This is a genomic window from Enterobacter sp. 50793107 (assembly GCF_001463365.1).
GTDB lineage: Bacteria > Pseudomonadota > Gammaproteobacteria > Enterobacterales > Enterobacteriaceae > Enterobacter > Enterobacter cloacae.
Window position 1 is genome coordinate 49,513 of sequence record NZ_LNII01000126.1, and the last position, 14,087, is coordinate 63,599.

The following is a 14,087-nucleotide window of genomic DNA, read 5'->3' on the forward strand; positions in this document are numbered from 1 at the left end:
TGTCGCATGAGCATGGAACTGATGGTTAAAGCAATGAAGGTCAAGGTGGGAAATCCACTGCGTAAGCTCGTGCTACTGAAGCTTGCAGATAACGCTAGTGACCATGGCGAGTGCTGGCCAAGCTATCAACATATCGCCGATCAGTGCGAAATCAGTAAGCGATCTGTGATGATTCACATTGATGCTTTATGTGAATGCGGCCTGGTAAAAAAAGAACTTCGCCCAGGTCCAAAAGGTAACTCAAGTAATGTATATCGGCTTGATTTCAGTAGTGCAGGAGATTCACTAGGGGGTAGTGCAAATAGTTCACTACCTGGTGCAGGAGATTCACCCCATAGTGCAGGAGATTCACTAGGGGGTAGTGCAAATAGTTCACTACCTGGTGCAGGAGATTCACCCCATAGTGCAGGAGATTCACTAGGGGGTAGTGCAGGAGCTGCACCCAGAATCAGTCACTCTTTTGAACCAGTCAATGAATCAGTCATAGAACCTAAATATAACGGTTCATCTGACAACGATTCTGAAAATCGCTCTTCCAAGGGAAACTATTCCAACGAGTTCGAGCAGGCATGGCAGGCATACCCAAAACGTGCTGGTGGTAATTCCAAGGCCGCTGCCTGGAAAGCCTGGAAAGCTCGAATTAAAGACGGTGTTACCACTGAGGCAATGCTGGCTGGCGTAAACCGTTATGCCGGTTATGTCCGTGCTACAGGTAGTGCTGGAACACAGTACGTGAAACAGGCGGCGACTTTCTTTGGTCCCGATCGGCATTTCGAAGAGGCATGGCAGGCACCGTCTGGCCCAACAAACGGAAGGTCTGGAGGTTTGCCGGTGTCCGGGTTCAGTGAGCAAGATTATGGCCAGTCAGACTGCAACTGGTAAGCAGGAGAAATCACAATGCTGAGTATCAAACAACGTGAAGAAAGGGAAGCTCTGGTGGCGAAACGTGAAGGGCTTAGTGAAGAACTGGCTTTCGCTGTAGAGCATAAAAAACCGTGGCAATGGGGAAGCTGGGAGTCAGGCGAAGTCAGCACCTCCACCTGCGAGAAGCATGGCGATTTTGAGCGTATTACCCTCATTGGAAAAGCGTATCGTGGCGTTGAAAATGTTAAGCACTCCCAGTGCCCGGAGTGTGTGAAAGCGGAACTTGCTGACATTGAAGCCAGTCTGCGCGCATTACGAGTAGCCGACCTGATAGACAATGCCGGGATTGCACGACGGTTCGAAGCATGTGAATTCGATAACTACCAGGCCATCAATCAGGATGCCGCCAAAAATCTCGCGGCTTGTCAGCGTTATGCCAGCAGCTGGCCTGAGCGACTTAATGCCGGTACCGGGCTTGTTATGACCGGCAATTGCGGCACCGGCAAAAACCACCTGGCAGTGGCTATGGCAAAGAGCATCATCCGCGATCACCTTGCGAATGTGGAAATCACCGATGTCATGCGCCTCACCCGAGCGGTAAAAAGCACATGGCGCCACAATGCCGAAATGACCGAGGAAGACGTCATTGAACGCTTTGCTTCACTGGATCTGCTGATTATCGACGAAGTTGGTGTTCAGTTCGGCAGCCCGACTGAAATGACCATCCTGCAGGAAATTATCAATGCTCGGTACGAAAGCATTTTGCCAACCATCCTGATCAGCAATCTCACATTTGACCAGCTGAAAGAGACTATTGGTGAGCGAATCGTGGACCGGGTTACAGATGGTGGCCGCAACCGTCTGGCATTTGGCTGGGGAAGTTTCCGTGCCATCGCGTCAGGAGTTGTAGCATGACTCCTGTCTGGAAAAATGAAGATCTGGAAGGTGCGGTGATCGGCGCAATTTTTCTGCGTGGAGCCGACCCTGAGGTACTGGATATTCTTTCCAGGGTGCCGGCCACCGCTTTCTCGGTACCGCAGTATCGGGAAATATATACTGGGATCTGCCGTCAGGCGCGTGGAGCTGGCGTTATTGACCCTGTACTTCTCTGCGAAAGCATGCCAAAGCACAGCGCAATCATTCTGGACTCGAGCCGTATCGCATGGGCGAAGTCTGCGCTTGTGTCCTACGTTTCCACGCTGGAGCGTAATGCAGCTGTTCGCGATGCCGAAGCCGTGATTGAAAGGGCGCTGGCAGATATCCGGAGTGCTCACAATGGTGATGCGGCTTTATCGGCATTCAGGGCCGCACAGAATAGCATTGCCGCAATTACTCTCGAAGAAAAGACCGTTCAGCCAGTTCATATTGACGACATTCTCCCCGCTGTATTGGATCGGGTAGATGCGCGCAACCGTGGGCTTGAAGAAGCCAGAAGCCTCATGACAGGTATCGAAGAACTGGACGCAAAGACTGGCGGCATTGAACCAACAGATCTGGTGTTTATCGCTGCGCGCCCGTCGATGGGAAAAACTGAGTTGGCGCTCGATATCATCGACAAAGTTTCTGAACAAGGCCGTGGTGTCCTGTTCTTCAGCATGGAAATGCCAAACATCCAGATCGGTGAGCGCATGGTATCCGCTGCTGGGGGAATGTCGGTTTCACGTCTGAAAAGAGCTGCTGATTTCGATGATGAAGACTGGGCGAGGCTGACTGATGGTGTCGGTCGACTTACAGGGCGCAGTATCTGGATGGTTGATTCTACCGATCTGACCGTTGATCAGATCCAGCAGATATCTACCCGCCTGCAAATGGCGCATCCGGAAATAGCGCTGGTGGTCGTGGATTACCTGGCACTCATCAAAATTGAAAGCACTGCACGATATGACCTTGCCGTCGGTGAGGTGTCAAAAGGACTCAAGCGTCTGGCTAAATCCAATAAAACTCCGGTCCTTGCCCTGAGCCAGCTTTCTCGTGGCGTTGAGTCGAGACCCAACAAACGACCGATGAACTCAGACCTCAAAAACTCGGGTGAGATTGAGGCTGATGCTGATCTGATCATGATGCTATACCGAGATGAAGTTTATAACCCTGAGTCGCCAGCGAAGGGGATCGCGGAAATTAACGTGACCAAACAGCGCAACGGTGAATTGGGTACGATCTACCGTCGATTCTATAACGGGCACTTCCTGCCAATTGACCAGGAGTTAGCAAAGCAGCGTTCGGCGCCACAGCAGAAAGCTCAGACCAGACGTTACTCAAAAGAAAGGCATTCCAGCAATGCAGACTATTAAAAACATCAAAGCAACGAGGGCAACTTTATGAAACTGGAAGCGGCACTTAAACATTTTAGCCCTCAGGGAATGCAGATCAGCGACGACGTGAAGGGAACTTCTCCGGACCGCCTAACAGGAACAGATGTAATGGCGGCGATTGGTACCACCAGCAGCCGTGCGCGCTTCGGCCTGGCGGCGTTCTTCGGTAAAGCGGGAATCAGCAAAACAGATGAACAGCTCGCAGTTCAGGCGCTGGCTCGTTACGCGATGGAAACGGCACCAAAGAATGTTCGCAAAGCAGCTGGCGGGCAGTTCGGATGGTGTATGCAGATGTTGGCACAGTTTGCCTTTGCTGATTACTCGCGTTCGGCGGCTACCAGCGTGACATGTCACAGTTGCAGCGGGACCGGGTTTATCTCCGGGAATGAGGATGTGGTTAAACATCCTGGTATTTTCGACGCCGACGGTGCCGAAGTGGTGGCCCCGAAGATTAAAAATGAGCTGGTGAATAGGGTTTGCGGAACATGCGGAGGAAAGAAAGTGATCCTTGCCCGGTGCAGATGCGGCGGTAAAGGCGAAGTGTTGGACCGCAAAGCGACCAAAGAACGTGGCGCACCGGTTTTCAAAACCTGTGAACGTTGCTCTGGTAATGGCTTCTCTGCTATCTCCTCGGCGACGGTACACCGTGCCATTCTGAAGCGTCTCCCGGATCTCCATCAGTCCTCATGGTCACGCAACTGGAAACCCTTTTTTGAAATGCTGGTGGACACTCTGCGCCAGGGGGAGCGTCACGCGGCGGTAGAATTTGAGAAGGCAACAACTTATTAATATGATCGGAGCAAATAGCGACACTTTTTTGCACGTTAGTGTTGACTTTGCATAAAACTGTCCTGTATGCTTCTAATCGTGGAAGATACCGTCCAAACGAAATCAAACATTGAAACCCTGCTTCGGCGGGGTTTTTGCTTTTCTAAGGCTGCCATCGGGTGGCCTTTTTTGTTTCCCATCCTTCTGAGAGGTATCGCGAAAGGTAATCATTGACTGTGGGAATGAATGGGACGTATTTTATTTGCATGGTGAATCCTTTCTAAGCGAAAGGGCGTTCCAGTCAACTGCTATCTGCAGGTATGCGCGCGACTTTACTGGCTGGAGTAGAGTCACCGGGAGGCACCCGGCACCATGACAACAACAATACAGTTTCAAATTCCTTGAGAGCCTGCCGTAAAAAGCAGGCCTTTTTTTATGAATTTGCAAACTGCTGCTACGCTTGAAATGTGTGTTGAAGGTAACTGCCTGATGGTTCTCCTGAACCGTTGTGAATCAGCCCGATACTGTCTCACTCTGGTCAGTTAGCAAAACCCACGACTACCTACCTTACTTACTAATAGTCACTCATTAGCCCGCCTTCAAAAGCGGGCTTTTTTTATCTCCCCTCAATTTTTCTGAGAGGATTCACAGCAATAACAGAGGGGGCGTAATGTCCGATCCATTAACCGGTACCGGAGCACTTCTGGGCGGCGGCCTGCTTGGATCAGTCCTGTATGGTTTCTTTACTCATACAGATTTCGGCGTGGTATTCGGGGCGTTCGGTGGTGCGGTGTTCTATGTTGCTACGGCGGCAAACCTGACACGTGCCCGCCTGGCTGCATATTTCCTGACTTCGTTCATCGTTGGGGTGCTGGGGGCCGGGTTTGTTGGTTCGTGGCTAAATGCTGCATCACGATATGAAAAACCGCTGGATGCACTCGGAGCAGTGATTCTGTCTGCTCTGTGCATAAAAATCCTAACTTTTCTTAATAACCAGGACCTGAACAGCCTGTTCGGCTTTTTCTCGCGCTTACGCGGAGGAGGGGGTAATGGCAGGTGAGCTGACAGCATTCATTAATGCGTTTATCTGCGCGGTAATCGTCGTCGTATTGATGTTTTACCAGCGCCACGGTGCCCGGCATCGTCCTTTCGTTTCGTTCCTGGCATATGTGACCGTGCTGGTTTATGCCGCGATCCCTTTGCAGTATATCTTCGGCCTGTACCACGACTCGCACTGGCTGGTGGTGCTGGCAAACCTCCTGCTATGCGCAGCTGTTATGAAGGTCCGGGGAAATCTGGCTCGTCTGGTTGATCATCTGAGGTACTAATGAACCAAACACAATTTCAGAGGGCGGCTGGTATCAGCGCCGGGTTAGCTGCGCGCTGGTTTCCGCATATCGACGCCGCTATGAAGGAATACGGCATCACCGCACCGCTTGATCAGGCCATGTTTATTGCCCAGATGGGGCATGAAAGCACCAGATTTACCCGGCTGGTGGAAAACCTGAATTACGCGGCTGAAAACCTGGTGCCGACGTTCGGCAGCCACCGCATCACTCCACAGCAGGCCGCCGCACTTGGCAGAACAGCAACGCAACCGGCAAACCAGAAAGCGATCGCCAATCTGGTATATGGCGGTGAGTGGGGCAAAAAGAACCTAGGCAACCAGGTTGCTGGTGATGGGTGGAAATATCGCGGTCGCGGCCTGAAGCAAATCACCGGGCTCAGCAATTACCGCAACTGTGGCCACGCGCTGAAGTTGGACCTTGTAACCCAGCCTGAATTGCTGGAACAGGATGAATATGCTGCGCGCTCCGCTGCATGGTTCTACGTCTCGCACGGATGCCTGCTCCATTCCGGCGACGTGGAGCGCGTCACGCTGCTTATCAATGGCGGACGTAACGGGCTGGATAAACGCCGCGCGCTGTTTAACCTGGCGAAATCTGTGCTGGTGTGAGGTCACTATGGGGTTTGAAACTTTAATTGGTATTGCTGCAGCAGTCATTGCCGCCATCGCTGGCGCTTTCGGCCTGGGCCATATTCGCGGCTCAAGCAAAGCGGAAGCGAAAGCAGACCTGCAGCGCACCGAAGAAAAGGCCGCAGCCACTGAAGCAGTAGCCGAACGCCGGGTAGAAGCAACGAAAGAGGCCAGCAATGTACAGCAGACTGTTAACCGCATGCCTGATGACGATGTTGATCGCGAGCTGCGCGAAAACTTCACCCGCCCCGGTGGTGGTTGATACGGGCTGTCTGTGGACCCGGATTATCTACGTGACAAACCACGATGTTGACGTCTTGGATAAGCAGACGAAGAAAGACATCCTGGCGCATAACAAAGCATGGCAGGCGAACTGCCAGAAAGAAACCAGAGCCTCGCAATAGCGGGGCCTTTAATTACTGAGGAAAGAGCATGACTGTAGTTCTCACAGCTAAGCAAATCGAAGACCTGGCTAATTTCGCAAAAGAAGACGGCGCGCCTCAATACACCATCACCACGGGGACAATCCCGGAGTTAGAAGCAGATGATGGTGAAATTATTCCTGAATATTCTGGTCTGATCGCGTATTCAGATTCACTTGAGCGTGGCGTGTTACAACTCGACGATTAAGTGGCCATTACAAAGCTCACCTGCTGGTGGGCTTGATAATGGTTATCCCCACAAGCGGATAAGGCAGCCATTATCCCCTGCAAGGTATAAAACGGCCTCGCACCCGCGGGGTTTTTTAATGCGCATCGCACGCGCACATCCTACTCAGAACCTTTCAGGATGACCCTTGAGGAACCGGCTGGCGTCGGAGCCTTCTGAGGGCTGGATCTCCTGTGCGACAAGGTTCATCACTAAAAGGTAACTCCGATGAGCGGACTTGTTAGAAATGCAGGAAAAACCTGTTCCGTTAATTCATGTGAACGGTCAGCGCATTGCAAAGGCATGTGCCAGATGCATTATCTGCGACTCTATAAAACTGGCTCCCTCGAAGCAAAATCACCACTCGATAGATTGAGCAGCAAGTATATGGTTGATGATTCAACCGGATGCTGGAACTGGCTTGCATATATAAATCCAGACGGATATGGAATGTTTAAACACAAAGGGATGATGACCCTGGCTCACAAAGCCAGTTATGAGCTATTGGTCAAGAATGTTCCTGATGGCTTTGAACTTGATCACCTCTGCCATAACCGAAAGTGTGTTAATCCAAAACACCTCAGGGTGGTTACACACACAGTAAACGTCTGGAACCGAATAAAGCCGGTGAGTTCCACTGGGGTAATGGGCGTATCTATCAGGGAAAGCGGAAAGTACAGGGCAACACTTACGCGAAACGGCGATGTCATTTTTCGAAAGGAATTTGGGACATTATCCGAAGCAACGGCTGCGGTTGAAAAAGCACGATACGAATTTGAGGGGAAATAATGGACGTCATTGTTGATGGGGTTCCTTATGTCCGCGCCGATAGCGTTTCTCACAATAAAATTGGGATCGCGATAACTACGTATAACAGACCGCAGGTACTTGCAAATTCACTTGAGCAACATCGTAAACATTTACCTGCCGGCGCTGTGGTATTCGTCATTGATGACGGGTCCAACCCTCCAGCAAAAGTGCCGGATTGGTGCAAGTTAATCCGGCACGATAAGTCACTTGGGATTGTCGCATCTAAAAATGCCAGCCTTGAATGCCTTATGGACTCAGGATGCGAACATTTATTTTTGTGGGATGACGATGCGTATGCCATCGCCGATAACTGGCATCTTCCCTACATCGAATCACCCGAGCCGCACCTGGCTTACCAGTTTCTCGATCTGGCAGGGACGAATAAGCTGAAGGATATGGCGGTCCTGTACCGGGATGATAAGCACATCGCTTACACCGGGCAGCGTGGCGTGATGCTGTACTACTACCGCAGTGCCATCGAGAAGGTTGGCGGATTCGATCCGGTTTATGGTCGCGGCATGTACGAGCACAGCGACCTCGCCTTGCGCATCCATAACGCAGGACTGACTACGTGGGCTTACGCTGATGTCCTCGGTTCAGAAAAGCTGATTCATTCCCTTGATGAGCATGAAGCCGTAGAGCGTTCGGTACCGAAACCAGATCGACAGGCGCTGGTAGAACGTAACGTTAAAATCCATAACGAACGGCGCGATGCCGGGTTTACCGGTTACGTGGATTATCGGCGGCAGCGCGACGTGGTTATCACTACGTTACTGACCAGCCAGCCTGACCCTCAGCGCGGCACGAAAATGACGGCCTCACCTGACATGCTTAACAGGTGGGCGGCCTCGCTTCGGAATTGTGGACGTATTGCGCTGGTGGATGAACTGCAGACAGCCCCGGCAGACGTTGAGCTTTACCACGTTCCTGACGTGAAGATGAATGTCTACTTCCGGCGCTGGCTGCACGTCTGGCAGCACCTGCGAGATCATCCTGAATACCGTTTCGTCTGGTGTACCGATGGGACCGATGTCGAAATGCTTCGCGCACCGTGGGAAGAAATGCAGCCCGGCAAGGTTTATGTCGGTTCAGAACCGAAAACATATGCTGACACCTGGGCAAAGCAGAACCATCCAGAGCGTATCTATCAGGAGTTCATCGAAGCGCACCGCAACGATGTGATGCTAAACGCTGGTCTGCTGGGTGGTACCCGCGCTGATGTAATGGCGTTCGCTCACGGCATCATCCGTCTTTACTACCGGATCGAGAGTTATCGTTTCTGGAAGAAAGAACAGGCTGGCGCCGCGGTGGGGGACATGCTGGCGTTCGGTATCGTTGCGCAGTCATTCGCTGACAGGCTGGTCACCGGCCCTCTGGTGCATACCGTTTTCAAAACTGATGGCATCGGTAAGGAGGTTGCATGGTTTCGCCACAAGTGAAGTTTGTTGTGGTTGGCCACCACTCGCGACACAAACAAGCGTTGCGTCTGGCTGAATCCATTGATGCTTTCCTGCTAATTGATAACGGTAACCACGGAGCTAACTGGAATCATCGCCGTGCGCTTGAATGGGCAGCCAGTCAACCATGCCGGGTAGTGGTGCTGGAAGACGACGCGTTGCCGGTAATCGGATTCAACGAAAAGGTTACTGACTGGCTGACGCGCTTCCCTGACGACATGCTGAGCTTTTATCTCGGTACCGGCCGGCCGCCACAGTATCAGAAAGAGATAGCCGGAATGCTGGTGGAAGCAGACAGAGTAAACGCTGATTACCTTGTTCTGAGCAAACTGATTCACGGCGTATGTTACAGCCCTCCTCGGGGCAGACTGGTGCGCATGCTTAACGCATGGAATAAAACGCTGGCAGCTGATTACGCCGTCGGTGAGGCGTTCGGTGGTCGGGTGATTTATCCGTGTTACTCGCTGGTGGATCACGCCGACATGCAGACGGTCGAGCGTCACCCTGACAACGAGCCGAGGACGGAACGCCGCCGCGCATGGAGACTGGCATGAACAAAGAGCCCCGCATATATGGCAGCCGATGGGATAAGGCCCGTTTGCGTTTCCTGCAGCAGCATCCGCTATGTGTGATGTGCGAGCAGCAGGGACGCATAACCCCGGCGACAGTGGTTGACCATATCGAACCCCACAAACTTAAAGATGCGCTTAAGTCAGGTAACCCTCTGGCCATATCGAAGGCACAGCTCCTGTTCTGGAATAAAGAGAACTGGCAGCCACTGTGCAAAGCACATCATGACTCAACGAAACAGAGAATGGAGAAGCGCGGTGCTGTAATAGGGTGTGATGCCAACGGCTACCCACTCGATCCTGCGTCTCACTGGAGTACGTAATGAAAGACCTCATTATTGAATACCGCGACGGTAAGTTTGTTCAGCTGACAATTGATGGCATAGAGATGAAGCGCGTAACGTCTATCCAGTTCTCCCATACCGTAGGCGAGAACGTACCGACACTGACCGTCTCAGGGCATGTATTGCCCGAGTACGGGAAATGCGCTCAAAAGCTCGAACAGGTAGACAAACATTCGGCATAGCGCGGCGGCAAGTCGATTACCTATCATGTGAAATCATTTCAAATGCAATGATTTGAAATGAGAATTAATCGCATCAGGGCAGGGGGGGGATCAAATCTTCAAAACCTTTGCCCCAAATGACCGCCGCCAAAGTTTGATTTTAACGCTAACCCGATTTTTTTAGTTTTAAGGTGTTGACATATGGCAGATAAACGAACCCGTTCCGACAGTTCGGCGGCAGCGGTTCAGGCCATGAAAAATGCAGCAGTGGACACCATCGATCCTCCGTCCCATGCAGGTTTGGAAAAAAAAGCCGAACCATTCTGGCATGACAATATCAGATCGAAAGCTCTGGACAGCTGGACGCCAGCCGACCTTCTGGCCGCTGCAGAACTGGCAAATAACCAGCTCTATCTCACCGTTTTACGCAGAGATTTGCGAAAAGAAGAACGCGCGCGCGGTGAAGCGAGAAATGAGGCGCTGATTAAAAACCTCCGCAAACAAATTCCTGATTTGCAGCGAACTATCCTGGCTCAGCGCCGTGACCTGCAGATCCATTCCCACGCAACCAACGGTGAAAGCCGCGACCAGAAGAAACGCAATCAGAATGATCGTGATGCACGAAACACCAAAACCGAGCATCAGGACCAGGACGACAACCTGATCGCCTTTCCCAAGCACGGATAAAAGACTATGACGCGAGGTGAGCGTGTAATAGCGTTCATTGAGCGCTTTTGCATCGTGCCGGAAGGCAAGCTTATCGGCCAGCCTATGCGGTTGGACCCCTTTCAGAAAGATTTCATCCTGGCGGTTTACGACAATCCAGCCGGAACGGATATGGCGATCCTCAGCATCGCCCGAAAAAACGGTAAAACAGGCTTAATCGCTGGAATCCTGCTGGCTCACCTGGTGGGGCCTGAAGCGGTCCAGAACACGCAGATTGTCAGCGGTGCACTTAGCCGGGAACAGGCTGCCATCGTTTTTAACCTCGCGGTGAAGATGGTCAACCTGAACCCTAAGTTGCAGGAGATTGTGCACATTACGCCGAGCGGTAAAAAGCTGATCGGCCTGCCGTGTAACGTCGAATACAAGGCTTTATCCGCAGAAGGCAAGACGACGCACGGCCTTTCCCCCATTCTGGCCATTCTCGATGAAACCGGGCAGGTCAGGGGGCCGCAGGATGATTTTATCGATGCAATAACTACCGCGCAGGGGGCGCATGAGAACCCGCTGCTGGTTGTTATCAGTACGCAGGCAGCAAATGACGCCGACCTGCTGAGCATCTGGATTGATGATGCAGTCAAATCGAAAGACCCGCACATCGTGTGCCACGTTTATGAAGCGCCAAAAGACGCTGATATCAGTAAACGCGAGTCCTGGCTGGCCGCGAACCCGGCGCTGGGCACATTCAGGTCAGAAAAAGACATGGCGCGCCAGGCTGAGAAAGCTGGCCGAATGCCAAGCTTCGAAAATACCTTCCGAAACCTCAACCTCAATCAGCGAGTGTCTACCGTATCGCCGTTTATCTCCCGCAGCGTGTGGGAGCTTTGCGGAGAGATGCCGATTAACACCCCGAGGAAGTGGTACGCGGGGCTAGATCTGTCAGCCAGGAACGACTTAACGGCGCTGGTTATCGCTGGTGAAGCAGATGATGGTGTCTGGGATGTTTTCCCCTTCTTCTGGACACCGCAAAAGACTCTTGAAGAGCGAACCAAAACGGACCGCGCACCCTATGACGTTTGGGTTAGAGAGGGGCTGCTGCGCACCACGCCAGGCGCTTCAGTGGATTACTCATTCGTCGTTGCGGATATCGCTGAAATTATCGGTGATTTCGACCTTACCTCGATGGCTTTTGACCGCTGGCGCATTGACCAGTTCAGGAAGGATGCCGATGCCATTGGGCTGAGCCTCCCGCTGGTCGAGTTCGGACAGGGTTTTAAGGATATGGGGCCAGCTGTAGACACGCTGGAGTCTCTGATGCTTAACGGGCGGGTGAGGCATGGCATGCACCCCGTATTAACGATGTGTGCTGTGAATGCGGTGGTGGTGAAAGATGCTGCTGGCAACCGCAAGCTCGATAAGTCCAAAGCAACAGGCCGTATTGATGGCATGGTCGCAATGACAATGTCTGTTGGTGCTGCTAATGGGGAAGTTACCGAACAGGGTGGTGACTTCGATGACTTCATTTTCCGACCGCTGAGCATGTGATGGAAGAACCTAAATACACGATTGACCTGCGCACCAATAACGGCTGGTGGGCAAGGCTGCAGTCCTGGTTTGTCGGCGGGCGTTTAGTCACCCCAAATCAGGGCTCACAGACGGGGCCTGTTTCGGCCCACGGACACTTGGGCGATTCATCCATTAACGATGAACGGATACTGCAAATTTCGACGGTTTGGCGCTGCGTGAGCCTGATTTCAACGCTCACGGCATGCTTACCGCTTGATGTCTTCGAAACAGACCAGAATGACAACCGCAAAAAAGTGGGTTTGAGCAATCCGCTGGCGCGACTGCTGCGCTACTCCCCTAATCAGTACATGACCGCCCAGGAATTCAGGGAGGCCATGACGATGCAGCTCTGTTTCTATGGTAACGCGTATGCACTGGTGGACCGCAACAGCGCGGGTGACGTGATCAGCCTTCTCCCGCTTCAGTCTGCCAATATGGATGTGAAACTCGTCGGAAAAAAAGTGGTTTATCGCTATCAACGCGACAGCGAATACGCCGACTTTTCGCAGAGAGAGATTTTTCACCTTAAAGGCTTCGGATTCACCGGGCTGGTCGGCCTGTCACCCATTGCTTTTGCCTGTAAATCGGCAGGTGTGGCAGTTGCGATGGAGGACCAGCAGCGAGATTTCTTTGCCAATGGCGCCAAGTCTCCGCAAATCCTCTCAACCGGCGAAAAAGTGCTAACTGAACAGCAGCGCTCGCAGGTCGAAGAGAACTTCAAAGAGATCGCCGGCGGTCCGGTTAAAAAACGCCTCTGGATTCTGGAAGCGGGCTTTTCCACATCGGCAATTGGCGTAACGCCGCAGGATGCCGAAATGATGGCGTCCCGAAAATTTCAGGTAAGTGAACTGGCGCGATTCTTTGGCGTACCGCCTCACCTTGTCGGCGACGTCGAGAAATCAACGAGCTGGGGATCGGGCATCGAGCAGCAGAATCTCGGCTTCCTGCAGTACACCCTGCAGCCCTATATCTCCCGGTGGGAAAACAGCGTTCAGCGGTGGCTTATTCCTGCTAAGGATGTCGGCCGCATTCATGCTGAGCACAACCTCGACGGCCTGCTGAGGGGTGATTCGGCATCCCGCGCTGCCTTTATGAAGGCAATGGGAGAGGCAGGGCTACGCACCATCAACGAGATGCGACGAACAGACAACCTCCCGCCATTGCCGGGTGGGGATGTGGCAATGCGGCAGTCGCAATACGTGCCGATCACCGATTTAGGAACCAACAAAGAGCCCCGTAATAACGGGGCTTAATTTTATGGGGGCCGTAATGCCTGAGATCGTAAAAACGCTGTCCTTCGACGAGACAGAAATCAAATTCACCGGTGACGGTAAACAGGGGATTTTTGAAGGCTACGCCTCTGTTTTTAATAACACCGATTCCGATGGCGACATCATTCTGCCCGGGGCGTTTAAAAACGCACTGGCGAACCAGACCCGCAAAGTGGCGATGTTTTTCAACCATAAGACGTGGGAGCTGCCGGTTGGTAAATGGGACAGCCTGGCCGAAGACGAAAAAGGCCTTTATGTGCGCGGTCAACTTACCCCAGGGCATAGCGGCGCCGCCGACCTGAAAGCGGCAATGCAGCACGGTACGGTTGAAGGTATGTCGGTTGGCTTTTCCGTTGCGAAAGACGATTACACCATCATTCCAACAGGCCGCATTTTTAAGAATATCCAGGCTCTGCGCGAAATCAGCGTCTGCACTTTCCCCGCCAATGAACAGGCTGGCATCGCAGCCATGAAAAGTGTCGATGGCATTGAAACAATTCGTGATGTGGAGAACTGGCTGAGGGATTCAGTCGGGCTCACCAAATCACAGGCAGTTGGGCTAATAGCCCGGTTTAAGTCAGCGATTCGGAGCGAGTCCGAGGGCGACGGAAACGAAGCACAAATCAACGCTCTGCTTCAGAGCATTAAATCTTTCCCTTCTAATTTAGGTAATTAA

General features: G+C 52.4%; 19 protein-coding genes. All 19 read left to right on the plus strand.

The window, feature by feature from the left end; genetic code table 11:
* The first annotated feature begins 6 nt into the window (after positions 1-6).
* The 19 genes from APU11_RS27075 (at position 7) to APU11_RS16770 (ending at position 14,087) form a co-directional block, all read left to right on the plus strand.
* Positions 7-882 (plus strand): helix-turn-helix domain-containing protein, encoded by an 876-nt coding sequence (locus tag APU11_RS27075; RefSeq protein ID WP_072200444.1) that lies wholly within the window; start codon positions 7-9, stop codon positions 880-882.
* A 15-nt stretch (positions 883-897) separates the two neighbouring features.
* A complete protein-coding gene (locus APU11_RS16685; protein ID WP_060578651.1) occupies positions 898-1,779 on the plus strand; it encodes an ATP-binding protein in 882 nt (293 codons plus the stop codon).
* Complete coding sequence (locus APU11_RS16690) at positions 1,776-3,155, plus strand: replicative DNA helicase (protein ID WP_060578652.1); 1,380 nt, start codon at positions 1,776-1,778, stop codon at positions 3,153-3,155. Before APU11_RS16685 ends, APU11_RS16690 begins: the two co-directional genes overlap by 4 nt.
* 27 nt (positions 3,156-3,182) lie before the next feature.
* Positions 3,183-3,965 (plus strand): antitermination protein, encoded by a 783-nt coding sequence (locus tag APU11_RS16695; RefSeq protein WP_060578653.1) that lies wholly within the window; start codon positions 3,183-3,185, stop codon positions 3,963-3,965.
* A gap of 649 nt (positions 3,966-4,614) precedes the next feature.
* Positions 4,615-5,004, plus strand: a complete 390-nt coding sequence (locus APU11_RS16700) for a phage holin family protein (RefSeq protein ID WP_060578654.1) — start codon at positions 4,615-4,617, stop codon at positions 5,002-5,004.
* On the plus strand, positions 4,994-5,272 hold the full coding sequence (locus APU11_RS16705) for a phage holin family protein (RefSeq protein ID WP_060578655.1): 279 nt from the start codon (positions 4,994-4,996) through the stop codon (positions 5,270-5,272). The genes APU11_RS16700 and APU11_RS16705 overlap by 11 nt, the downstream gene beginning before the upstream one ends.
* Positions 5,272-5,901, plus strand: a complete 630-nt coding sequence (locus APU11_RS16710) for a glycoside hydrolase family 19 protein (RefSeq protein WP_060578656.1) — start codon at positions 5,272-5,274, stop codon at positions 5,899-5,901. The genes APU11_RS16705 and APU11_RS16710 overlap by 1 nt, the downstream gene beginning before the upstream one ends.
* A 7-nt stretch (positions 5,902-5,908) precedes the next feature.
* Positions 5,909-6,184 (plus strand): hypothetical protein, encoded by a 276-nt coding sequence (locus APU11_RS16715; protein ID WP_060578657.1) that lies wholly within the window; start codon positions 5,909-5,911, stop codon positions 6,182-6,184.
* Entirely contained in the window at positions 6,135-6,326 is a 192-nt protein-coding gene (locus APU11_RS28935; RefSeq protein ID WP_060578658.1) for a hypothetical protein, read from the plus strand. The genes APU11_RS16715 and APU11_RS28935 overlap by 50 nt, the downstream gene beginning before the upstream one ends.
* 28 nt (positions 6,327-6,354) lie before the next feature.
* Positions 6,355-6,552 (plus strand): hypothetical protein, encoded by a 198-nt coding sequence (locus APU11_RS16725; RefSeq protein ID WP_060578659.1) that lies wholly within the window; start codon positions 6,355-6,357, stop codon positions 6,550-6,552.
* 246 nt (positions 6,553-6,798) lie between these two features.
* Positions 6,799-7,359 (plus strand): HNH endonuclease signature motif containing protein, encoded by a 561-nt coding sequence (locus APU11_RS16730; protein WP_082646702.1) that lies wholly within the window; start codon positions 6,799-6,801, stop codon positions 7,357-7,359.
* The gene (locus tag APU11_RS16735) at positions 7,359-8,819 is read left to right on the plus strand and encodes a glycosyltransferase family 2 protein (RefSeq protein WP_060578661.1); all 1,461 of its coding nucleotides are present in this window, start codon (positions 7,359-7,361) and stop codon (positions 8,817-8,819) included. The genes APU11_RS16730 and APU11_RS16735 overlap by 1 nt, the downstream gene beginning before the upstream one ends.
* On the plus strand, positions 8,801-9,391 hold the full coding sequence (locus APU11_RS16740) for a hypothetical protein (protein ID WP_060578662.1): 591 nt from the start codon (positions 8,801-8,803) through the stop codon (positions 9,389-9,391). The genes APU11_RS16735 and APU11_RS16740 overlap by 19 nt, the downstream gene beginning before the upstream one ends.
* The gene (locus tag APU11_RS16745) at positions 9,388-9,729 is read left to right on the plus strand and encodes an HNH endonuclease signature motif containing protein (protein ID WP_060578663.1); all 342 of its coding nucleotides are present in this window, start codon (positions 9,388-9,390) and stop codon (positions 9,727-9,729) included. The genes APU11_RS16740 and APU11_RS16745 overlap by 4 nt, the downstream gene beginning before the upstream one ends.
* Entirely contained in the window at positions 9,729-9,932 is a 204-nt protein-coding gene (locus tag APU11_RS16750; RefSeq protein WP_060578664.1) for a hypothetical protein, read from the plus strand. The genes APU11_RS16745 and APU11_RS16750 overlap by 1 nt, the downstream gene beginning before the upstream one ends.
* Before the next feature lie 180 nt (positions 9,933-10,112).
* On the plus strand, positions 10,113-10,598 hold the full coding sequence (locus APU11_RS16755) for a hypothetical protein (protein ID WP_047345268.1): 486 nt from the start codon (positions 10,113-10,115) through the stop codon (positions 10,596-10,598).
* Positions 10,599-10,604: 6 nt separating this feature from the next.
* Complete coding sequence (locus APU11_RS16760; RefSeq protein ID WP_060578665.1) at positions 10,605-12,119, plus strand: terminase TerL endonuclease subunit; 1,515 nt, start codon at positions 10,605-10,607, stop codon at positions 12,117-12,119.
* The gene (locus APU11_RS16765; protein WP_060578666.1) at positions 12,119-13,393 is read left to right on the plus strand and encodes a phage portal protein; all 1,275 of its coding nucleotides are present in this window, start codon (positions 12,119-12,121) and stop codon (positions 13,391-13,393) included. The genes APU11_RS16760 and APU11_RS16765 overlap by 1 nt, the downstream gene beginning before the upstream one ends.
* A 16-nt stretch (positions 13,394-13,409) precedes the next feature.
* Positions 13,410-14,087 carry an HK97 family phage prohead protease gene (locus APU11_RS16770; protein ID WP_016063561.1) on the plus strand — a complete coding sequence of 226 codons (678 nt, stop codon included), beginning with the start codon at positions 13,410-13,412 and terminating at the stop codon, positions 14,085-14,087.